At 40.7% G+C, this 20,729-nt stretch carries 21 protein-coding genes; 5 read left to right on the top strand and 16 right to left on the bottom strand.

Annotated elements, in window-relative coordinates; translation table 11 throughout:
- Nucleotides 1–12: 12 nt before the first annotated feature.
- From MHB69_RS14910 to MHB69_RS14920, 3 genes are read right to left on the bottom strand one after another with little or no spacing between them, the layout of a single operon-like run.
- Nucleotides 13–255, bottom strand: coding sequence for a hypothetical protein (locus MHB69_RS14910; protein ID WP_080701215.1), 243 nt, complete (start codon nt 253–255; stop codon nt 13–15).
- Nucleotides 233–385: a hypothetical protein gene (locus tag MHB69_RS14915; RefSeq protein WP_169737554.1), complete on the bottom strand. Its 153-nt coding sequence runs from the start codon at nt 383–385 to the stop codon at nt 233–235. The genes MHB69_RS14910 and MHB69_RS14915 overlap by 23 nt, the downstream gene beginning before the upstream one ends.
- Nucleotides 382–645, bottom strand: coding sequence for a helix-turn-helix transcriptional regulator (locus MHB69_RS14920; protein ID WP_034282502.1), 264 nt, complete (start codon nt 643–645; stop codon nt 382–384). Before MHB69_RS14920 ends, MHB69_RS14915 begins: the two co-directional genes overlap by 4 nt.
- Before the next feature lie 159 nt (nt 646–804).
- On the opposite strand from MHB69_RS14920, the gene MHB69_RS14925 reads away from it, so the two are divergent.
- The 3 genes from MHB69_RS14925 (at nt 805) to bioB (ending at nt 2,897) form a co-directional block, all read left to right on the top strand.
- Entirely contained in the window at nt 805–1,182 is a 378-nt protein-coding gene (locus MHB69_RS14925; RefSeq protein WP_024425910.1) for a helix-turn-helix transcriptional regulator, read from the top strand.
- 217 nt (nt 1,183–1,399) lie between these two features.
- Complete coding sequence (locus MHB69_RS14930; RefSeq protein WP_024425911.1) at nt 1,400–1,750, top strand: hypothetical protein; 351 nt, start codon at nt 1,400–1,402, stop codon at nt 1,748–1,750.
- A gap of 151 nt (nt 1,751–1,901) precedes the next feature.
- Nucleotides 1,902–2,897: a biotin synthase BioB gene (gene bioB / locus MHB69_RS14935; protein WP_041115849.1), complete on the top strand. Its 996-nt coding sequence runs from the start codon at nt 1,902–1,904 to the stop codon at nt 2,895–2,897.
- Between the two features lie 35 nt (nt 2,898–2,932).
- On the opposite strand, the gene MHB69_RS14940 is transcribed toward bioB, so the two are convergent.
- The 4 genes from MHB69_RS14940 to MHB69_RS14955 all read right to left on the bottom strand — a co-directional run bounded on the left by MHB69_RS14940 (nt 2,933) and on the right by MHB69_RS14955 (nt 6,139).
- Complete coding sequence (locus tag MHB69_RS14940) at nt 2,933–3,406, bottom strand: hypothetical protein (RefSeq protein WP_024423274.1); 474 nt, start codon at nt 3,404–3,406, stop codon at nt 2,933–2,935.
- Between the two features lie 170 nt (nt 3,407–3,576).
- Complete coding sequence (locus tag MHB69_RS14945; protein ID WP_034282702.1) at nt 3,577–4,410, bottom strand: undecaprenyl-diphosphate phosphatase; 834 nt, start codon at nt 4,408–4,410, stop codon at nt 3,577–3,579.
- 127 nt (nt 4,411–4,537) lie between these two features.
- On the bottom strand, nt 4,538–5,680 hold the full coding sequence (locus tag MHB69_RS14950; protein WP_024423275.1) for an AI-2E family transporter: 1,143 nt from the start codon (nt 5,678–5,680) through the stop codon (nt 4,538–4,540).
- Nucleotides 5,681–5,746: 66 nt separating this feature from the next.
- Nucleotides 5,747–6,139 carry a DoxX family protein gene (locus tag MHB69_RS14955; RefSeq protein WP_342495737.1) on the bottom strand — a complete coding sequence of 131 codons (393 nt, stop codon included), beginning with the start codon at nt 6,137–6,139 and terminating at the stop codon, nt 5,747–5,749.
- Nucleotides 6,140–6,336: 197 nt separating this feature from the next.
- Between MHB69_RS14955 and MHB69_RS14960 the strand changes: the two genes are divergently transcribed.
- Entirely contained in the window at nt 6,337–7,329 is a 993-nt protein-coding gene (locus tag MHB69_RS14960; RefSeq protein ID WP_070325954.1) for a Gfo/Idh/MocA family oxidoreductase, read from the top strand.
- A 73-nt stretch (nt 7,330–7,402) separates the two neighbouring features.
- Here the strand turns inward: MHB69_RS14960 and MHB69_RS14965 are convergent, their stop codons facing one another.
- From MHB69_RS14965 to MHB69_RS14985, 5 genes are all read right to left on the bottom strand, one after another.
- Nucleotides 7,403–7,927, bottom strand: a complete 525-nt coding sequence (locus tag MHB69_RS14965; protein WP_024423278.1) for a type 1 glutamine amidotransferase domain-containing protein — start codon at nt 7,925–7,927, stop codon at nt 7,403–7,405.
- Nucleotides 7,928–8,017: 90 nt separating this feature from the next.
- Nucleotides 8,018–10,006, bottom strand: a complete 1,989-nt coding sequence (locus tag MHB69_RS14970) for a methyl-accepting chemotaxis protein (RefSeq protein ID WP_342495738.1) — start codon at nt 10,004–10,006, stop codon at nt 8,018–8,020.
- A gap of 370 nt (nt 10,007–10,376) precedes the next feature.
- On the bottom strand, nt 10,377–12,353 hold the full coding sequence (locus MHB69_RS14975) for a methyl-accepting chemotaxis protein (RefSeq protein WP_041115845.1): 1,977 nt from the start codon (nt 12,351–12,353) through the stop codon (nt 10,377–10,379).
- Between the two features lie 173 nt (nt 12,354–12,526).
- The gene (locus MHB69_RS14980) at nt 12,527–14,518 is read right to left on the bottom strand and encodes a methyl-accepting chemotaxis protein (RefSeq protein ID WP_041115843.1); all 1,992 of its coding nucleotides are present in this window, start codon (nt 14,516–14,518) and stop codon (nt 12,527–12,529) included.
- Between the two features lie 125 nt (nt 14,519–14,643).
- Complete coding sequence (locus MHB69_RS14985) at nt 14,644–16,635, bottom strand: methyl-accepting chemotaxis protein (RefSeq protein WP_046313378.1); 1,992 nt, start codon at nt 16,633–16,635, stop codon at nt 14,644–14,646.
- Between the two features lie 156 nt (nt 16,636–16,791).
- On the opposite strand from MHB69_RS14985, the gene MHB69_RS14990 reads away from it, so the two are divergent.
- Nucleotides 16,792–17,532 (top strand): protein-glutamine gamma-glutamyltransferase, encoded by a 741-nt coding sequence (locus MHB69_RS14990; RefSeq protein WP_041115839.1) that lies wholly within the window; start codon nt 16,792–16,794, stop codon nt 17,530–17,532.
- Between the two features lie 21 nt (nt 17,533–17,553).
- Here the strand turns inward: MHB69_RS14990 and MHB69_RS14995 are convergent, their stop codons facing one another.
- The 4 genes from MHB69_RS14995 to MHB69_RS15010 all read right to left on the bottom strand — a co-directional run bounded on the left by MHB69_RS14995 (nt 17,554) and on the right by MHB69_RS15010 (nt 20,682).
- A complete protein-coding gene (locus MHB69_RS14995; RefSeq protein WP_034282525.1) occupies nt 17,554–17,802 on the bottom strand; it encodes a hypothetical protein in 249 nt (82 codons plus the stop codon).
- 24 nt (nt 17,803–17,826) lie between these two features.
- The gene (locus tag MHB69_RS15000; protein WP_342495739.1) at nt 17,827–18,858 is read right to left on the bottom strand and encodes a nitronate monooxygenase; all 1,032 of its coding nucleotides are present in this window, start codon (nt 18,856–18,858) and stop codon (nt 17,827–17,829) included.
- A 16-nt stretch (nt 18,859–18,874) separates the two neighbouring features.
- Nucleotides 18,875–19,276, bottom strand: a complete 402-nt coding sequence (locus tag MHB69_RS15005; protein WP_034282527.1) for a secondary thiamine-phosphate synthase enzyme YjbQ — start codon at nt 19,274–19,276, stop codon at nt 18,875–18,877.
- Between the two features lie 113 nt (nt 19,277–19,389).
- Nucleotides 19,390–20,682, bottom strand: a complete 1,293-nt coding sequence (locus tag MHB69_RS15010) for a hemolysin family protein (RefSeq protein ID WP_024423287.1) — start codon at nt 20,680–20,682, stop codon at nt 19,390–19,392.
- Nucleotides 20,683–20,729 lie beyond the last annotated feature (47 nt).

A 20,729-nucleotide genomic window follows, 5' to 3' on the forward strand; every position in this document is an offset into this window, starting at 1 on the left:
TCTTGTTCGTTTTTACTCGCTTTGAGCAAGCATTTCAAAAATGTCATGATTTGCTTCCATCGTTTCACGTTGACCTGATTCCTCCTTTTTTGTATCATCAACCTTAGCTTCCAGGAGGGTCATATATGTCTCTTTCTCTTCTGATGTGGCAAAAACAAACATCGGTGTCTGATGATGAAAGGCGATCCAGCCGCCAGCTTGGTCTAAACAAAGCTGCGCTTCTTTTCTAGCATCAAACGTCAGCTGATGTCTCATCTTCTTCAGCTCCCTCCAAGCTGTCCTCAATTTCTGTTTGGTATCCATATCGTTTCATGTCATATAACCAATAACTTTTTGGATAACCAAAGTCACTTATCTGAGTCACCATTGGATGTTCAATATTCATTCTGCTCGTCTCCCCTTTTCTAAGAACCGATCTTCTCTTAAACAATTACTCTTTTCGTGTAACTTTTGGCCAAAAAAAAGCTCTTGAACCCCGGTATTCAGCAGATCTGCAATATGCTTTGCTGTTTCTAAGCTAGGCTTCGTTCTGCCCATTTCGATATTCGCATAGCCGCTTGTGTACTTATATCCCAATTTTTTCGCCATATAGGTTTGTGTTTTTCCTTGCAATATGCGCTCTTCTCGTAAATTTTCAAGTTTCATCTTTCCACCTCTTACTCAATATGTGTAAGTTATATTCATTATGATAATATACACGAAACGAGTAAGTCAATCATATTTTTATTCTTTTTGTGTATTTATTTATCTTTTCCGTGTAATTCATGATAAAATTTACTCATAACATGAAAAAAGGTGTTTCTGATGGATAATTTGACTGGGAAGATTCTAACTGAATTAAGAGAGAAGCATGGATGGAGCAAGTCAACAGTTGCTAAAAAACTCGGATTAAAGGCGATGTCCACTTATGCAAACTGGGAATACGGCTTGAGAAAACCCGACGGTGAAATGATTGTGAAAATTGCCGAATTATATGGGGTCTCAACCGATTATCTTCTCACAGGTAAGGACAAAGGCAGGCCCGATGACGATCTTGCAGACGATCCTGATTTGCAAATTGCGTTTAAAGCAGCATCAGATTTTTCCGAAGAAGCACGAAGACAAACCATCGATTTTATTAACTACATTAGAGAGAAGGAGAAGCAAAAAGGTCGTCAGCCAAAAAAGCGAGACGACAATTGATCATCTCTTTTCATCTGCTTTACGCTGGGACGAACCCAGCTTTTTTTATACCTCTTTTTCCCTTAAAAAAGAAATAGCATATGAATAAAAAATCATGTCTTTTCCAACATAATATGTGACAATTTTCGCCATAATTACTCTTTTTTCACATATTTTAATTGACAAATAATTCTATTATTATTAATATATGTATATACCAAAAAAAGGAGTGTTACCGATGAAAAAATTCATGAAAATCTGTACATTGTCTTTAGCTGCTGTAGGTGCTCTTACATTCTCTCAAACTGAAGGTGCTCATGCAGCTGCACAGCCAAAAGAACCAGTCATAGCAAAAGCTCCTATTATGAATAAAGTAATTACGGTGAACCGTACGCTTTCTGTAGGTTCTTCAATCGCCGTCTCTCTTCCAGCAAGCCAAATTTCTGTGTCGGGTGCAACGTATGCGATTCAATTAGATCAAACAGCTCCAAACTTCACTTGGATTCGCGCTGTACAACGCGGTTCTGTAACAGTTTCCTACTATAATTCACTAGGCGAGCTTGTGATTAACTATATTACTGTTCGATAAACAATCTAGCTTTACATATCTAAAGGCGATGACATGAAATCATCGCCTTTTGGTGTTTAGAGTTGGTTTCATCTGAAACATGATTGCCAACATCCGCTCAATATGTTAACTTTTAATAAATATAAGTTAACATATTGAGGGGGCATTCATGATGAGAGAGCAGCTGTCTTTGTCTTGGGAAGCAATAGCGGAGAAGGCGATGAAAAATGAACCGATCACGGCGCAAGAGGGTCTAGACATTCTTGAAGCTGACGATAGAGAATTGTTACCTATTATGCATGCAGCCTATCAAGTGCGATATCATTTTTTTCAAAAAAAGGTGAAATTAAATATGATTTTTAACGCGAAAAGTGGATATTGCCCTGAGAACTGTGGATATTGTTCACAGTCGATGATTTCAAAAGCACCAGTTGAAAGATATACAATGCTTGATCAAAAGACCATTGTAGCTGGTGCGCGTGAGGCTCTCAAAAGAAAAGCCGGGACTTATTGTATTGTGGCAAGCGGGAGAGCGCCTTCTCATAGGGAATTAGATGAAGTCACAGCAGCAGTCAAGGAAATCACTGAAACGATGCCTTTGAAAGTGTGTGCCTGTCTTGGGTTATTAAATGAAGAAAAAGCGAAGCGGCTGAAGGAAGCGGGTGTTCATCGGTATAATCACAATATCAATACACATCATGATCATCATGCTCACATTACGACAACTCATACATACGATGACCGCGTGTCGACCATTGAGCAGGTCAAACAATCTGGCATGTCACCTTGCTCAGGGGTCATTATTGGAATGGGTGAAACCAATCAGCAAATTGTTGAAATGGCTTTTGCGCTCAGAGCACTTGATGCGGATTCAATTCCAGTCAACTTTCTTCATGCCATTGAAGGAACACCGCTTGAGCATCAAAAACGAACACACCCGATCAAAGCATTGAAAGTGCTGGCAATGATGAGATTTGTCAACCCAACAAAAGAAATTCGGGTATCTGGAGGCAGAGAGTTTAATTTACGGACACTCCAGCCGCTCGCACTGTATGCCGCAAATTCCATTTTTGTTGGTGATTATTTAACAACAAAAGGCCAGCAAGTCCAAACGGATCATCACATCATTGAGGATTTAGGGTTTGAAATAGAAGAATGTGCGTTATAAAAAAAGTCTGCCGATTCACCGGCAGACTTTTAAGATTAGAATCTTTTATGAAAATCGACAGTTCCGCTTCCATCTTCTCGGTCAAAGCTGCCAACAAACGTCCAGTTAATATATCCACCGTCACCATTGTTGACAAACGTACCATCTTCAAATACCCAAATACCAAACGTAATACCGTCATATTCAACACTATCATAGTAGACAACATTGTTCAGACCGCTAAAGTCGTGGTCTTGGCTTAAGTTTTGGACAACTACGTTGTAGTTTTGACCTGCTTCATAGAACGCACTGTATGCCGCATTTTTTACGAATCCATCACGATTTTGAGATGATTTTACTGCTTGTTCAATTTTATCGGCAATGGCTACTGGATCAATTGAGACACTTCCATCAACACCTGTTGTTGTAGCAGCTTCAGCCGTTTGACCAAAAGTCGTAAGAGATAGAGGGGCAGCAATCATTGACGTAGCGATGACAGAACCAACAAACATTTTGCTTGTTTTTCTCATTATTTCTAACTCCTCCTTTAATTGGTATGTTTATGTACTACCCCTTCATCTGTCTCTTAAACACTAATTTATGAAAAAAATTCTTATTCTACCAATTAAGAGGGTATTTTTACTGTTTAATTAGGCGAAATAACAAAAAAACTACTCTTATAAAAGAGTAGTTTACAGTATTACATGAACAGGATAAATAAAATCACACCTAGGATAATTCGATATATCGCAAAAGGCACCAGTTTGATTTTATTGATCAGTTTTAGGAAGAATCGAACAACAAAGAGAGCCACAACAAACGCACTCACAAAGCCGACGATAAAGAATGACAGCATATCCGGTGTTAAATATTCGGCATTTTTCACAAGGGTTAACAAGCTTGCTCCTGCCATAATCGGCATCGCCATGATAAATGTAAAGTCTGCCGCAGCACGGTGATTCAAACCAAGAATAACCCCGCCTGCGATCGTCGAACCTGAGCGCGAAAATCCTGGCCATAATGCTAAACATTGAAACAGTCCAATATAAAGCGCCTGTCTGTAAGTCATGTTATCGACAGAGCTTGTTTCTGATTTCCGTTTATTGATCCAGTCAGCGACAAGCATCAGAACTGCCCCTAAAATCAAACCGACAGCGACTGTTCTGACGTCAAATAAGTATTTATCAATATAATCTTCAAATAGAAATCCTAAAATGACGGCTGGAACAAGTCCAACTGCAATTTGGGCGATGGTCAGTTTATGCCCGCTGCGCTTTTGCTCTTCGGTGATATTTTTCTTTAAGCCCAATAAGTTTAAAATACGATCTTTAAACACGATCATGACAGCTAAAATTGAGCCTAACTGAATCACGACTTTAAATGTGTTGGCCGCTTCTGGCGTAATAATTTCCTTTGATTTTAACCAAAGATCATCGACAATGATCATGTGACCTGTAGATGAAACAGGTGCGTACTCTGTTAATCCTTCGACAATTCCTAAAACCAGTGCCACGAATAAATCCCATAGATTCATGATTTTCTTTCCTTTCAATTCTGATCTTTTGAACACGCCAAACATCTATGTCCACATAAAGACAAGCTTCCTTCATCGAAAGCTCGTCTTTATGATACTATATTTTTTTCAAAAAAAGATTATGACATCAAACCTTTTCTTCTTTATACAAATTGGACCGCATTTTGAACCAATCAAATAAGTGAGTCGTGATGACCTTCAGAACGGCATACGTCGGAATAGCGACAATGATGCCGACCACGTTGAACAATTTACCAGCTGTTAATATAACAAAAATAATCGTAATGGGATGAATATGAAGGTTTTTCCCCATCACCTGAGGAGAAATGAATTTCCCTTCAACGAGCTGAACCACTGTCCAGACTATAATAAGTTTTAGCAGCATTACTGGTGACGTCACAAGTGCAATCACAATCGCTGGTGTAATCGCAATTGTTGGACCAAGGTAAGGCACTATGCTTGTACATGCAGCAATGATAGCGAGCAGCAGCGCATAGTCAAGTCCAATGATCATATAACCGATTAACAGAAGAACACCGATACAGAAGCTGACAATGATCTGTCCGCGAATATACGAGCTTAGACGGTGGTTCATTTCGTGAAGCATGATATGTGTATGTTCCCTCATTTTACTTGGGAAAAATTTCAATAGATAGTCAGGCAGCTTTTTGCCGTCTTTTAATAGATAAAACAGAATAAACGGCACAGTCACGATCGAGATAATGACTTCTGTGAGCGCCCCTAAGAATGTTCCTACACCGGTAAAGGTGCTTTCCAAAATCTTCGTCGCTTGACTGGATGCTTTACTTACCAATTCAGACACGTTAAAGTTCATCGAGTTTTGCACTTGATTAATAAAGTTACTTCCTGTTAATTGTCTAATTTGATCTTCTACCGTATCGACGTATTTCGGAAGATTATGAAATAGACTCATGGTTTGAGCTTGTAAAAAAGGAATAATGGACACGATGGTCACTGTAATAATCCCAATAATGACAATATATAAAAGCAAAATGGAATAGATCCGCTTGATTCTTGCTTTCTCTAACAAGTTAACAATTGGATTTAATAAATAATACACGACTCCCGTTAAAATAATCGGTAAGGCAATGGTTTTGACGAGTACAATGAGCGGTGTGAAAATAAATGATGTTTTCATGAAAACAAGGATATTCAATCCAATTAATAACAGGACGAGTAAAAAGAGAACAAACTTGTTATCAAGAAAAAATTTTCTAAATCGACTGCTCCACATTTGCATAGAATTCATATTGTTCCTCCAAACACGGGCTATTTTATGAGTAAATTGTACACTACTTGATCATGATTATGGTCGTCATTGTTTGAGCTTTTTTTCCCATTTTGCAATGGACATTGCCCATACAATGAGAATCGGCTGTCCAATAAGCCTTATCCATAGCAAGGCTTGTTCTGTATTTTCTTGACCTGGAAATGGTATTCCCTCACGAGCAGCAAATAAGTTTGCAGGGAAAATGAGTACAAGATAGACAGCAATGGATTTTGCCGCTGCAATCCTGACATTTGGCAAAAGCAGCAGCACGGCCAGCAGCCATTCAAGACATGCAGTCGCATAGACCATTACATATGGAAATCGCCAGCCTGGCATCATGCGGGCAAAGCCGCTCGGCTCTATCACATGAAAAATACCAGCCGCTATGAATAAAAGCGCAAAGATGTATGTACTTCCTATATGCAGGACGCGCTTCATGTTTCCTCCTCTCCCTTCTATCCTGAGTATTACCCGAAGAAGGAAGAAACTACCCACTTTTCGTACATTTATATCCTTTATGTAAGACGCATCAGCCTATATAAAGGTTTCATCCGCTTTGCAATAAAAAGAATATTCTTTCATACAAACGCTTTCAAAGCATGTATAATCAGAGAAAAGCAGAAGGAGGGAATCACATGATTCGATTTGCTGTCATCGGAACGAACTGGATTACAGATCGGTTCTTACAAGCTGGTGAAGAACTAGCTGATTTTACATGTACAGCCGTCTATTCACGGTCCGCTGAAAAAGGACAGGCCTTTGCCGAAAAATATGGGATTGATACGGTTTTTACGAACTTACAACAAATGGCGGAAAGTGATACGTTTGATGCCGTGTATATTGCGAGTCCAAATGCCCTTCATAAAGAGCAAGCCATGTTGATGATGGGGCATCAAAAGCATGTTTTATGCGAAAAACCATTCGCCTCTCATCGAAAAGAAGTGGAAGAAATGATTGCCGCAGCGAAAAAACATCAAGTGTGTTTGATGGAAGCGATGAAAACGACATTTCTGCCTAATTTCCTTCAAATCAAACAGCATCTTGATCAGCTTGGACCTATCAGGCAAGTGGTCGCGCATTACTGTAAATATTCTTCAAGATACGATGCCTATCGAAGCGGCGAGCTTCCAAATGCCTTTAAGCCTGAGCTATCCAACGGTTCTTTAATGGATATCGGGGTGTACCTCGTTTACCCAGTCATATACTTATTTGGTCTGCCGAATCAAATCACCGCAAGAGGCTATAAGCTTTCTTCTGGTGTGGATGGGAACGGTTCAGTCCTTTTACAGTATGACGGGCATCAAGCACTTCTTTTTCATTCTAAAATTTCAACGTCTCATTTATCGGCTGAAATTCAAGGCGAGGATGCCACCATGGTGATTGATCAATTCCACCGTCCTTCACGAATCACGATACACGACCGTGACGGACATCAAACTGACATCTCTCTCAAAGATGATCAGCCAGCTATGTCTTATGAAATCAATCATTTTATTGAGTGTATTCAGCAGGGAATGGGGCAGTCTCCCGTTAATACATTTGCCCTATCTGTTCAAACCATGTCCGTAATGGACGAAGCGAGAAGACAAATGGGCGTGATGTATCCTGCCGACAGACAAAATGTATAGGGCATGAAATGATGAACAAAGGGCGAATGATTGATTTGTTCGCCCTTTGTTTTTTATGTTTCGTGTCAGTCGTTTATTTTGCGGCTAACACATCCGCAAATGCTTTCACATACGGCGGAAGGTCCGGCGGGCGTCTGCTGGAGATGAGGTGGCCATCTGTGACAACTGCCTCATCGAACCAGTCCGCACCAGCATTTGTCATATCATCTTTAATACCAGGTGTACTTGTCACTTGTCTGCCTTTCAGGATTCCTGCTGATATCAGCACCCAGCCGGCATGACAAATCTGACCGATTGGTTTTGCCTTCGCATCAAATGTACGGACGATGTCTAATACTTCTGGATAACGGCGCAGTTTATCAGGCGCCCATCCGCCAGGGACTAGCACAGCATCATAATCATCAGCTTGTATGGAATAAAAATCTGCATCAGATACCGCCGGCACACCATACTTCCCGATGTACTCATGATTTGCTTTTTCACCTACAAGATGGACAGTCGCCCCTTCTTCTCTTAAACGCAGAACCGGATACCATAGCTCTAAATCTTCAAAATCATCGCTGACAAACGCAATGACCTTCTTATCTGATAAACGCATACTATCTCTCCTCTTCTTTCGATTTCCTCTATTGTACGAGATGTCCTCTTAAAAAGAAAAGCGGTTCCCCTTGAGGAGAACCACTTGACCTTATTCGCTGATCTTGAATTTTTTAATTAAATCACGTAATTCTTCCGCCATTTGGGAAAGAGTTGTGGATGAAGAACTAATCTCTTCCATAGAAGCAAGCTGCTCTTCAGCAGATGCTGCGATATCTTGGATGCTTGCTGAACTCTCTCTTGATACATCTGCAATTTCATTTACTGCTTTAGAAATTTGCTCAGATCCTTTCGACAGCTCGCGCACCGTTGTATTCATTTCATTCATTCTTGCTGCGATTTCCGCTGTTTGCTCATTTATTTGTGAGAAACTTTCTTTCGTTTGATCTGTAATAGTAAGACCACTTTTCACTTCTTCATTCACTGCTTTGAACATATTTTGAGATGTTTCGATTTCAGTAACGATTTCATTCACAAGCTTTTCAATCTCTTTTGCTGAATCCGATGATTGAACCGCTAGTTTACGCACTTCTTCCGCAACAACAGAGAAGCCTCTGCCTGATTCACCTGCGCGTGCTGCTTCAATGGCAGCATTTAGTGCAAGTAAATTCGTTTGATCCGCAATGCCGTTAATCACGCCTAGGATGTTTGTGATATCTTTTGATTTATGCTCTAGCCCGTTGATCACGCCTTCAGCTTCTTTCACTGAATGGTCAATCGTCTTCATTTGGCCAACAGTCTGCTCCACAAGCTGTCCGCCTGTTTCTGCGACTGTTTTTGATTGAACAGATGACGCTGTGATGACATCAGACGTTTCGGCAACTTCGTTCAGTCCTTCATTCATTTGTTTTAAATGAACCGCGCTTTGTTCCACCATTTCGTTTTGATTTTCGTTGCCGTTAGAGAATGTTTCAATAGATGATGTGATATGTTCGGTTGCTTTAGTTGTTTGACCTGCGCTTGCCGTCAGTTCTTCAGATGATGAAGCAACATTCTCAACAGATGTTTGTACTGCTTGAATGACATCTCTTAGGGACTCACTCATTTCATTAAAGCTTGTGCCAAGCTGTCCAATTTCATCTTTTGAGCGGACATCAATTTTTTCTGTTAAATCTCCCTGACTGATCTTCTTCGAAGAAGAGACAAGAGTGGAAAGTGGTTTTGTAATGGAACGGATGATAAAGAAGATCAGAATCCCGCCAATGATAAGCGCGCCGGCTAAAATGATGGCGGCCATGTTAAAGACTGGCTGTGCAGCTTCTTCTACTTCACTGACAAACATCGTCCCGACAATTTTCCAGCCAGTCGCCTTGTTTGTGGTGAACTCCATCTGCTTTTCTTTTCCTTCAAACATATAGCTCATAGATCCGTTATCTTGTGAATACATTTTTTCTAACCATTCACCAGATAATTTTGTTCCTGCTTTTTTCGTTGGATGTGCCACATATGTACGGTCTGGACTTCCAATAAAGGCATAGCCTTGTTTCCCAATGTTAATGCTATTGGACTCTTTAACTAGATTCGCAATGTCTAGGTTCATCGCGATGACGCCTGATCCATCCTCTAGTTTTTTAGAAATGGTTACCACAAGTGTACCGGTTGAAGCCGTTGCATATGGGGCTGAAACAGACAGCTCACCGTTTTTCGCCCAGCCGTCTTTGTACCAATCCCTCTCAGTTGCGACATAACCTGCAGGCATTTTTTGATTAGGATATCTTGAAAACACTTTGCCGTCACTTGAAGCGACAAAAATGCCTTCTGTGTCATCATTCATACTCATGAACTGCTCAAAGCGTCCTTGAATATCGGTCGTTCCTTTTTGCTTGAGCTTTTTCTCCGTGATCCATTTGCTAAAGAAATCGGCTGCGTCTGTTTTCACTTTGACAACCTTCGTAATATTTTTATCTAGCTGCTCTACGTTTTCCTTTGCACTTTGCATAATTTGATCATTTAAAGAGGTGCTTGCCGTATGGTATGAAGAGAATGCCAATACAATGATTGGACATAAAAGAATAAATAAGAAAGAGAATACGAGCTTTTTTGAAATAGATGGCTTTCTGAAATACTGTATGAATTTCATAAAAAAGAAAACTCCTTTTAGTAAGATAGTATATATATCGGAAGTACTACTAGGTTCTTTACTTTTTTAACTTATTAAAGTCTAAATAAGTCCAAATTACCCAATTTATATGCATCGAATGGAAAAACACCTGACGTTTTGGCGTCAGGTGCTTAAGATTGTTGACAAAGGGCTAAAATGTTCTTGATTTTAGCCCTTTGTCTTCTTTTTCAGTGTGATAGAAAACCTTTGCAGTCTAGGAAGGACGAGTACCGGAGCGGAGCGAATAAAAGATTCGTGAGCACCGGCACGCAGACCTGACACCAAATGCGAGGGTTTGTCTACACGCTGAAACACCTGACGTTTTGGCGTCAGGTGTTTCGCTACTCTCTTACATTTTAAATTGTTTAATAAGCTCCCTTAGTTCTTCTGCCATCTGAGATAAAGTGGCAGAAGATGAGCTGATCTCTTCCATAGATGCAAGCTGTTCTTCTGCTGATGCCGCGATATCTTGGAAGCCTGCTGAGCTTTCTCTTGAGAGCTCTTTGATTTGATTCACCGCATGAGAAATATCATTTGAGCCATGCGATAGCTCTTCGGCTGATCTGTTCATTTGTTTCATTTGTTCTGTCATTTCTGATGTTTTATCAGTGATTTTCTCAAAACTCACTTTCGTTTCATCTGTAATGTTTAATCCAGATTGTACTTCACCTGCTACTTGTTTAAACATTTTCTGCGATTTTTCTATTTCCTCCACAATTTCGTTCGTCAGGCTTTCAATTTCTTTTGAAGAGCTTCCTGACTGCTCTGCCAGCTTGCGGACTTCTTCTGCGACAACAGAGAAGCCTCTGCCTGCTTCACCTGCTCGTGCGGCTTCGATCGCAGCGTTTAAAGCAAGGAGATTCGTTTGATCCGCAATACCGTTGATGACCCCAAGAATGTTTGTAATATCCTTTGATTTCTGCTCCAAGCCTGCAATGACAAGCTCTGCTTCTTTTACTGCCTGCTCAATCGTTTGCATTTGACCTGCTGTTTTTTGAACGAGTTCTCCTCCAGCCTGAGCAGTTTTGCTCGATTCGATCGACGATTCCATCATATGAGAGGTTGTGTCGACCATATGCGATAAGCTCCGATCCATTTCGTTTAACTGAACTGAGCTTTTTTCGATCATATCATTTTGATGTTCAGTGCTGTTTGAGAACTGTTCAATAGATGATGTGATATGCTCGGTCGCTTGAGCTGTCTGTCCTGCACTTGCCGTTAACTCTTCAGACGAAGCAGCAACATTTTCAATGGAATTTTGGACAGCTTGAATGACTTGCTTCAGCTTTGCTGACATGTCGTTAAAGCTTTGCGCTAGCTTACCAATTTCATCGTGCGTACGAACTTCAATATGCTGGGTCAAATCACCTTGACTGATTTTTTCAGCCGATTCAGAGAGCTCTATCAGTGGCTTTCGAATCGATTTAATAATAAAATAAATCGCGATTCCGCCAATGGCAATCGCAGCCGCAAGAATGATCATTGTTAAGTCGAGCACTGGCTGTGCGGCTTCTTTTACTTCATTCACATACATCGTTCCAGCAAGCTTCCAGCCGGTTGCTTCATTTGTGTCAAAAAACATTTGCTTCGGCTGGCCATTGTATTCATATTCAAAGCTGCCTTCTTTTTTATCATATAGTTTTGAGATGAAGTCACCAGTCAGCTTTGTCCCAGCCTTATCGGTTTTATGGGCCACATAACGCTGATCTGATGTGGCGATAAACGCATAGCCTTCTTGGCCAATTTTGATGCTGTTTGTATCTTTTACAACCGTATTTAAGCGTACATTCACCCCGATCACACCAGATCCATCTGCTAGCTGTTCTGATATTGTGATGAGCAGGTCATCTGATGACTTATCGGCAAAAGGATCTGAAATGATGAGTTTCTTCTCTCCCATCGATTTCTGAAACCAAGTTTCATTTTTTGCGCTCTTTGCATTACCTTTGTGAATCTCCGAATATTCAGTTAGTTTACCATTTTGATCTGCAACAAATACTTCTACTACATCGTCATCTGTTTCCGATAATTGCTCTAATTTCACTTTGAGTAAATCTTTGTTTTTAGCAGTCAATTCACCCTTTTTGATCGATTTAGATAAGTATGAAACCATGTCAATTTTAGGCTGTATATCTTTATTAATGAGTTCGTTTAATTGTTGAACACCATTTGCAGCACTAGACATAATCTCATCATTAAGAGACTTTGATGCCACTTCATAAGAAAATGCAGCCAATACGAGAATTGGCACTAGGAGAATCGCTAAGAATGCAGTAATTAATTTCTTCGACATCGTAAAGTGCTTAAAAAAGTTGATTTTTTTCATGACTCTACTCCTTTTGATTTATGATTTGTGGTCTTCCTCTTCTATTCTTAGGTAATATGAATTATTTTTCAAGGAATAATGTTCAAAAAACCCAAAAAATAAGTATAATTACCCATTTCTTTTGATTTACTCAATGAAAAAGAGCCTCTATCTGGAGGCTCTTTTCTTCCTGTCTATTCAACCTTAAATTTGCTAATTAAATCGCGTAATTCTTCTGCCATCGAAGAGAGTGTGGCAGAGGACGAGCTGATTTCTTCCATTGATGCCAGCTGTTCTTCTGCTGAAGCCGCAATGTCTTGAATATTTGCCGAGCTTTCACGTGATACGTCTGCGATCTCACGAACAGCCTCTGACACATGTGCCGAGCCTTTTGAAAGCTGAACAACGGTTTGATTCATCGTTTGAAGCTGGTCAGAAATTTCTTTTGTCATTTCGAAAATATTGTGGAAGCTTACTTTCGTTTGTTCAGTGAAGCTTAGGCCTGATTGAACCTCTCGATTCACCGCAGTGAATACTTCCTGTGATACGTCAATATCTTGTACGATTTCTTTAATCAAATTCTCAATTTCTTTTGCCGAGTTGGCAGATTGAACCGCCAGTTTTCTTACTTCTTCTGCTACAACGGAGAATCCTCTGCCAGATTCACCAGCTCTTGCTGCCTCAATCGCTGCATTTAGCGCAAGTAAATTCGTTTGATCGGCAATTCCATTGATGACACCGAGAATTTGGGTAATGTCTTTCGATTTACTTTCAAGTGCACTGATGACATTCTCTGCTTTTTTCACGGACTGATCAATGACATTCATTTGAGAAGCGGTTTTTTCAACAAGCTGGCCGCCTTCCCCTGCGATATCTGTTGATTTGATCGATGAAGCAGTAATGGATTCAGCCGATTCATTCATATTCTGAAGACCGCGGTTCATTTCCTCTAACTCTTCTGAGCTCAATTCGACTTTATCATTTTGGCTTTCATTTCCGCTGGAGAATTGTTCAATGGCTAGTGTAATATGCTCTGTTGCTTTACTTGTTTGTCCTGCGCTGGCAGTCAGTTCTTCTGATGAAGATGCGACATTCTCGACTGAAGTTTGAACGGCTCCAATGAGAGATCGCAATGAGTCAATCATCGTATTAAAGCCTTTACCAACTTGTCCAATTTCGTCATCTGACTGGATCTGAAGCTTATCGCGTAAATCACCTTCGCTGACTTTTTTCGAGAAGCGGGCAAGATTGGATAATCTTTTCGAAATAGAGCGGACGATAAAGAAAATGAGGGTTCCTGCAACAATGAGTGTGACACTGAATACGATAATGGCTGTATTGAAAACGGGCTTTGCCGCTTCTTCTACTTCAGATACGAGCATCGTTCCACCAATTTTCCAGCCGGTTAATTCATTGGTGACATATGCAACCTTTTTATCTGTTCCTTTGAGGGTATAGCTGCCGCTTCCTTCTTTATTTTTAAAAATAATACTGGCCAGATTTTCATTGACTTGACTTCCTGGCTTTTGGGTTGGATCTGCTAAAACTGTTTTATCTTTCTCCATGATGAAAGCATAGCCTTTTTGCCCAATTTTGATTTCTTTTAGTTTTTGGAGCAGGCTGTCAATTTCCATATCAAGACCAATGACACCTGAACCATCTTTCATTTTTTGGGCAATTGTGATAACCATTTTGCCCGTGGATGCTGCTACATATGGTTTTGTGATGACTTGTTTGCCGTTTTCTGCTTTCAATGCCTCTTGATACCATGGACGTTCTCTTGGATCGTAGCCATCTGGCATCTTTTGAACTGGATATTGCATAAACAATCCCTTTTCAGAGCCTGCATAGATTGCGGATACATCTTTTTCATTAATTTTTCCAAATTGCTGTAATTCTTTAATCGTCGCATTTCTATTTTTTTCTTGAAGATTAGACGCTTTGAGCGAGTCTGAAAACAGTGTCACAGCATCTGATTTGTTGCCAATATTCTCATTGATTAAGGTATCAAATGCATTAACTTGACTCATCGCACTGCCCATAATCTGTTTGTCTAGCTCTGTCTTTGATGTAAAAAACGCACTAATTGTCAGTGCCACAGTTGGCAGAATAAGGACGACCAAAAAGGCAATGATTAATTTCTTTGAAATGGATGGTTTTTTGAACCATTGGATCATTTTTCCCATTTTAACTTTCCCCCTTTACTTCTCTAAAGTTATTATCGGATGAAAGGTTTATTTTTAGAGGCTGGAAATGACGTTTAAAAATAAAAAAAATACCCAGACAATTCTGGATACTTTTTCATCATTATTTAATTAATTTTAAATTGACTTGTGAGCTCTTTTAGTTCCTCTGCCATGTTGGCAAGTGTCACAGAGGAAGATGTGATTTCTTCCATAGATGCTAGCTGCTCTTCTGCAGAAGCCGCAATGTCCTGAATGTTTGCTGCGCTTTCTCTCGAGACTTGGCGCATCTCCTGCATCGCTTGTGAAACAAGCTTTGAACCGCTTGATAGGTCAATGGCTGTATCGTTTAATTGCGACAGTTTTTTCGACATTCCTTCTGCCGCCTCATAAATGTGCTGGAAGCTTTCTTTTGCTTCCTCTGTCATACCGAGTCCTGCGTTTACTTCTCGATTGACTGCTTTGAACATATCTTGAGATTTAGCAATTTCTAGCACAATTTCTTGGATGAGCTTCTCAATTTCTTTCGCTGAATCTGCGGATTGGACTGCTAGTTTTCTCACTTCTTCTGCAACGACGGAGAATCCGCGTCCTGATTCACCTGCTCTTGCTGCTTCAATTGCTGCATTAAGCGCAAGTAAATTCGTTTGATCCGCGATGCCATTAATGACATTTAAAATACTCGTAATATCTTTAGATTTGTATTCTAATTCTTTCATGACCTGCTCTGCTTCTTGTACAGATGTATCAATATGTTTCATTTGGCTTGCTGTGCTTTCAACAATTCGGCCGCCTTGACCAGCAGCTTCTGTTGATTGAATAGAGACAGCAGCCACTTCAGATGAGGTTTGTGACATATCTTGTAATCCTTCGTTCATTGCCACAAGCTGATTCGTACTAGATTCGACTTTCTCGTTTTGTGCTTCATTTCCATTTGAAAATTGTTCAATTGACATCGTGATATGCTCTGTTGCTTGACTTGTTTGGCTGGCACTTGCCGTCAGCTCCTCTGAAGCCGAAGCCACGTTGTCGACAGATTGCTGTACAGCGCGAATGACGTCACGAAGAGATTCACTCATCTTGCTGAAGCTTCTTGTGAGATCTCCTATTTCATCCTTCGATTTGGTTTCGAGGGTTTCTGTTAAATCCCCTTCACTCACCTTTTCTGAGAAATCAACAAGCCTTCTCAGTCCAATGGTAATCGAGCGAACAATGAAGAAGATAGCGACACCGCCAAGGATAAATGAAGAAATTAAAAGAATAATGGCAGAATTCCAAACTGGCTGTGCTGCTTCTTCTGTTTCTGATACAAACATCGTTCCAGCAATTTTCCAACCTGTTAAATCATTTGTGACAAAAACGATACGTTTTTGTTCTCCTTTATTCTCATAAGTTGATGTTCCTTCTTTGCCGCTGTAAAGGATTGATGAAATATTTCCTGTGACCTCAGATCCTGACTTTTCTTCTGGATGGGCTACAATTTGTTTGCTTTTATTTGCAATAATTGGATATCCTTCTCGTCCAATTTTAATTTCTTTGATTTTATCAACAATGTCTTGCACATCAATGTCGATTCCGATCGCTCCCGACCCGTCCTTCAGGCGCTGGGCAATCGTGACCACCATGCCGTTTGTTGTAGCAGAAATGTATGGATTGGTGACAACTGGCTCACCTTTTTCATCCTGCATCGCTTGCTGATACCAATCGCGTGTTGTTGGGTCATAGCCTTTTGGCATGTCTACTTTAGGAAACTGAATGAAATCATGATTTTTACTTGCTGCATAAAATCCAACTACATCATCTTCGTTGATTTTGCTGTATATTTCAAAATGCTCATACAGTTCGTCCTGGTTTTTCTTTTTAAAGTCTGCAGCAGTAGTTGTTTGAGTAAAAAGTTTCACCGCGTTTTCTTTATTCAAAAGCTTTTGCTCGATCATGTCATTCATATCATTGACTCTTGCTTTTGCTCCGTACATGATTTCATGATCTAATTCTTCTTTGGCAATCTGATATGAAATCGTACTGAGTGTAATGATTGGCAAGACGAGAACAAGTGTGAATGAAATAATCAGTCTTTTGGAAATAGATGGTTTTTTCAACCATTTTATTGCACTTTTCATGTTTTTCCTCCTTTTAAACGATATGTTTTATATCGGACATCTTCATAGTATTTTCATGTTTTTCAAATAAAAAGGATGCTATTTTGTTTATTTTCACAAATTGATTCCTTGCCCAAGCACCCTGCATACGCTAATACAAAAGGGGGCGCTTTTCATATGATTATCCTTTCAGGACAGCCAGTGACAAATGAGCAGCTGGCATCGTTTCAGCTAGAGGGACAAAAGCGGATCATTTTGATGCAGTTACAGGCCTCGAATGATACGTTCCGCTATAGGCAAGCATCTGATTTGTTATTTGAGGTCACTTTAAGATCGAACATTATGAATGCTGCAAGAGATTTGAATAAAAGCGGTGCCTCATTCGCCATCTTTCAAAGGTCGCGTGCAAATGATGCGTTTTGGCGTGTGTCGGAAGCAGGAGCACTAGAGCTGCGCTATCAAGTGGAGCCATCAAGAGGCATTCAAGACATTTTTGAAAATGGCTCAAAATATGCATTTGAATGCGCAACAGCGATTGTCATTGTGTTTTATATGGGGGTTTTGCAAACAGTAGGAGAGGAGAAGTTTAATCGAAGACTTCGCAGTTTAACACTGTATGACTGGCACTATGATACTTTGTCGATTTATACAGAGCGCGGGAATGATTTTATCTATGGGGATTGTTTATATTTCGAAAATCCAGAGTTTAGCTATCAGCAGTCGCAATGGCGCGGGGAAAATGTGATTTACTTAGGAGAAGATCAATATTACGGTCATGGACTTGGAATTTTAACAGCGGCAGAAATTATCGACAAACTGAATAAGAGAAGACGGCCAGGTGCGGTTCAATCCGCTTATTTATTACCGCAGACTACCCGGATGGATGTAATTTATCTCAGGCAAATGTTTGGCAGCTAAAAAAAGCCTCTTGTCTATTGGTTATGACAAGGGGCTTCTGTATGCCTTGCGTTTACGATAATTTTGGAGTGTGCCAAGCATCGTGTTCGCAAGGACCTCCATTTCTTCTAAATCTTTTCTTGTGACCGGCGAGTCGTGCCGGCTCCATTTCACGTATCGAACAAAATAGTAATGACGAATGGGCGTAAGGACAGCAGGAGAATGAGGGAAATCATCAAACCAAAATTCAATCTGGCCTTTTTTTCGGTAGGAATGTTTTAAGATGTCCATCCTGTCACACCACCCATCATGATTTTATGTCTGCGTCAGTTCGTGCATAATGTCTTCAACGCTTAAAATCGAGTGAATACGTCCAACGCCTTGTCCTGCCCACAGAGCCATTTGATCAGGGTTACCTCCGGCAGCAGCTGCTTTTCGCATCGGTGTTGTGCATACATGCTGAACTGGGTAAGGAAGAACCCTATCTTCATGCAGACTTTCATCCTCCATCCACTGATTCACAATACCTCTCGCTCTTTTCCCAGAAAAAAGCCTTGTCACCCTCGTTTCACTGCCTTCTGCCTGTAAAATGGCTTTCTTGTATACCTCTGCCGCAGCACTTTCCTGGCTGGCTAAAAATCGTGTGCCGATTTGAACCGCATCCGCTCCAAGCGCTAGCGCTGCTTTCATACCTAATCGGTCCGTGATGCCTCCTGCTGCTATCAAAGGCACACGGCAGAGCGGTTTGACGTCAGAAATCAGACTGATCAGCCCCACCAAGGCGTCTCCTTTTGCACGTAAAAATGTGCCGCGATGTCCCCCTGCTTCACTTCCTTGCAGAACAATGGCATCCATTCCTTTTTCCTCTAGAAGCAGTGCTTCCTCTTTTGTTGTCGCCGTTCCGATTAAAAAGATTCCCTCTTGTTTTAGGTGGTGAATCGTTTGTTCATTTGGACAGGCGAATGTAAAGGAAACGATCGGAACGTCTTCTTCCAGATTAATGTTGATTTTCCGTTCAAAATCATCCCACAGCTCTTCTTCGCTTGGCATCCTATGAGCTTCGGGCCATACAGGCAGTCTCTTCTCCCAAAACGCCACATCCTCATTTTTCACATCTGGAATTGGCTCTGGTACAAACACATTGACCTGAAACAGGCGAGATGTCAGCTGTTTGACCTGTCTAATCTGCTGTCTCAAATCGTCAGGCTGCACATATCCACTTGCCAAGCTGCCAAGCCCTCCGTAATTTGAAACAGCGGCTGCCAGCTGCGGTGTCACAGCTCCTCCTGCCATTGGTGCTTGGATGATTCCATGTTCGATTTGCAGTAACTTTTTGATGTCCCCCATTTATTTCCCCCATCTCTTACTCGTTTGACGACACTTGTACATAAAAATGACGATGCCTCGGCCCGTCAAACTCACAGAAATAGATTCCCTGCCACGTGCCAAGCACAAGATCTCCATCATGAATGAGAACATGCTGAGACGCCCCCATATAACTCGCTTTCATATGTGCAGCCGTATTTCCTTCCATATGGCGATCCTTTGGGTGTTCCCACGGAAAAACTTCATCAAGCCGGCGAAGCATATCTCGTTTCACATCTGGATCCGCATTTTCATTAATGGTGATCCCTGCTGTCGTATGTGGACAATAGACGATGACAGTTCCGTTTTGTATGCCTGTTTCCCTGACATATTGGAGAACCTCATGTGTGACGTCGATCATATCATCGCGTCTGTCTGTTTGTAGATTGATTTTTTTCATATGAGCTGCTCCTTTTTCACGTTTCTATAAAAACCATACCCTTTTTATGTGAAACAAATCTTCTTATCTAAAGTTTACCAAGCAAAAAAACCTCGTCAAGCAATGCGAGGTTTTTAAGAAAAGTGAACCTTTTTGACTTCAATGGTTCGAATATGGTGGTCTTCAGCATCAATGATCGTAAATTCACAGCCTTCTGCTTCAATCGTATCCCCAATGTCAAAATCAAATTTATGCGTCATCATCCAGCCAGCAATTGTATCAACATCATCATTCTCAATGGCTAAATCCAATAAATCATTTACTTCATCAATCAATGCTTTCCCATCCATCACATAATGAAAATCACCTTTTTTAACGATGTGAGGTGTTTCATCCTGATCATATTCATCTCGAATCTCTCCGACAATTTCCTCTAATATGTCCTCCACAGTGACAAGTCCCGCTGTACCTCCGTATTCGTCTACGAGCACTGACATATGAATCCGTTCCTTTTGCATCAAAATGAGCAATTCTTGAACAGGGGTGCTTTCAATCACTCGGATCACCGGACGCATTAAGTCTTCAATCGATACATCTTGATTTAGAAAGCTGGCCTTAAATACATCTTTGCTGTTAATAACACCAATCACATGATCTTTGTCTTCTTTAATAACAGGGTAGCGTGTGTACCTTTCGTTCAGCATATAATGGGTCACGTCTTCTAATGTCTGTTCAATCTCTATAGCTGAAATTTCTGTACGCGGAATCATGATCTCTCTTGCCACTCGGTTATCAAATTCAAAGATTTTATTCACATATTTGTACTCAGATTGGTTAATCTCACCCTTCTCATAGCTTTCAGATAAAATGAGACGCAATTCTTCCTCACTGATCGCCACTTCATGTTCTTTGACAGAATGATAACCAAATAATTTCACGATGCTTCGTGCAGCCCCATTTAATGCCTTAATAAACGGGTACATGACTTTATAGAAAAAGATGAGTGGTTTTGCTGTCACAAGGCTGACCGCCTCTGCCTTTTGAATGGCAATTGTTTTAGGCGCGAGTTCTCCCACAACGACATGTAAAAATGTAATGATCACAAATGCGATGATAAACGAAAGGATGTCAGTCAATGCAGAATGAAGCCCGATTTTTTCAAACAGCGGATGCAGAAAATGCTCCACCGTCGGCTCACCCAGCCACCCTAGACCTAAAGCCGTGATGGTAATGCCAAGTTGGCAGGCGGATAAATACTCGTCAAGATTTGATATCAGCTTTTGAACATGAATGGCTCTCTTATCCCCGCTTTCGATCAGCTGGTTGATTTTAGAGCCTCTAATTTTCACAATCGCAAATTCAGTGACAACAAAAAATGCTGTCGCAGCAATGAGTAATATGACTAAAAATACGTTTAAAATGTACAAAAAAACCCTTACCTAACAATGGTAAGGGCTCACCTCCTCTGGCATCA

Source organism: Bacillus sp. FSL K6-0994 (assembly GCF_038630815.1).
Taxonomy (GTDB): domain Bacteria; phylum Bacillota; class Bacilli; order Bacillales; family Bacillaceae; genus Bacillus; species Bacillus safensis.

What these genes read in the sequence shown, in the direction of transcription:
- MHB69_RS14920 (WP_034282502.1), bottom strand. Translation starts at nt 645, where the DNA reads ATGAAACTTGAAAATTTACGAGAAGAGCGCATATTGCAAGGAAAAACA.
- MHB69_RS14965 (WP_024423278.1), bottom strand. Translation starts at nt 7,927, where the DNA reads ATGCGTTTATCAGATAAGAAGGTCATTGCGTTTGTCAGCGATGATTTT.
- MHB69_RS14915 (WP_169737554.1), bottom strand. Translation starts at nt 385, where the DNA reads ATGAATATTGAACATCCAATGGTGACTCAGATAAGTGACTTTGGTTAT.
- MHB69_RS14945 (WP_034282702.1), bottom strand. Translation starts at nt 4,410, where the DNA reads ATGAATCTATGGGATTTATTCGTGGCACTGGTTTTAGGAATTGTCGAA.
- MHB69_RS14960 (WP_070325954.1), top strand. Translation starts at nt 6,337, where the DNA reads ATGATTCGATTTGCTGTCATCGGAACGAACTGGATTACAGATCGGTTC.
- MHB69_RS14925 (WP_024425910.1), top strand. Translation starts at nt 805, where the DNA reads ATGGATAATTTGACTGGGAAGATTCTAACTGAATTAAGAGAGAAGCAT.
- MHB69_RS14990 (WP_041115839.1), top strand. Translation starts at nt 16,792, where the DNA reads ATGATTATCCTTTCAGGACAGCCAGTGACAAATGAGCAGCTGGCATCG.
- MHB69_RS14995 (WP_034282525.1), bottom strand. Translation starts at nt 17,802, where the DNA reads ATGGACATCTTAAAACATTCCTACCGAAAAAAAGGCCAGATTGAATTT.
- MHB69_RS14910 (WP_080701215.1), bottom strand. Translation starts at nt 255, where the DNA reads ATGAGACATCAGCTGACGTTTGATGCTAGAAAAGAAGCGCAGCTTTGT.
- MHB69_RS14940 (WP_024423274.1), bottom strand. Translation starts at nt 3,406, where the DNA reads ATGAGAAAAACAAGCAAAATGTTTGTTGGTTCTGTCATCGCTACGTCA.
- MHB69_RS14970 (WP_342495738.1), bottom strand. Translation starts at nt 10,006, where the DNA reads ATGAAATTCATACAGTATTTCAGAAAGCCATCTATTTCAAAAAAGCTC.
- MHB69_RS14985 (WP_046313378.1), bottom strand. Translation starts at nt 16,635, where the DNA reads ATGAAAAGTGCAATAAAATGGTTGAAAAAACCATCTATTTCCAAAAGA.
- bioB (WP_041115849.1), top strand. Translation starts at nt 1,902, where the DNA reads ATGAGAGAGCAGCTGTCTTTGTCTTGGGAAGCAATAGCGGAGAAGGCG.
- MHB69_RS14950 (WP_024423275.1), bottom strand. Translation starts at nt 5,680, where the DNA reads ATGAATTCTATGCAAATGTGGAGCAGTCGATTTAGAAAATTTTTTCTT.
- MHB69_RS14975 (WP_041115845.1), bottom strand. Translation starts at nt 12,353, where the DNA reads ATGAAAAAAATCAACTTTTTTAAGCACTTTACGATGTCGAAGAAATTA.
- MHB69_RS15000 (WP_342495739.1), bottom strand. Translation starts at nt 18,858, where the DNA reads ATGGGGGACATCAAAAAGTTACTGCAAATCGAACATGGAATCATCCAA.
- MHB69_RS15005 (WP_034282527.1), bottom strand. Translation starts at nt 19,276, where the DNA reads ATGAAAAAAATCAATCTACAAACAGACAGACGCGATGATATGATCGAC.
- MHB69_RS14980 (WP_041115843.1), bottom strand. Translation starts at nt 14,518, where the DNA reads ATGGGAAAAATGATCCAATGGTTCAAAAAACCATCCATTTCAAAGAAA.
- MHB69_RS14955 (WP_342495737.1), bottom strand. Translation starts at nt 6,139, where the DNA reads ATGAAGCGCGTCCTGCATATAGGAAGTACATACATCTTTGCGCTTTTA.
- MHB69_RS14930 (WP_024425911.1), top strand. Translation starts at nt 1,400, where the DNA reads ATGAAAAAATTCATGAAAATCTGTACATTGTCTTTAGCTGCTGTAGGT.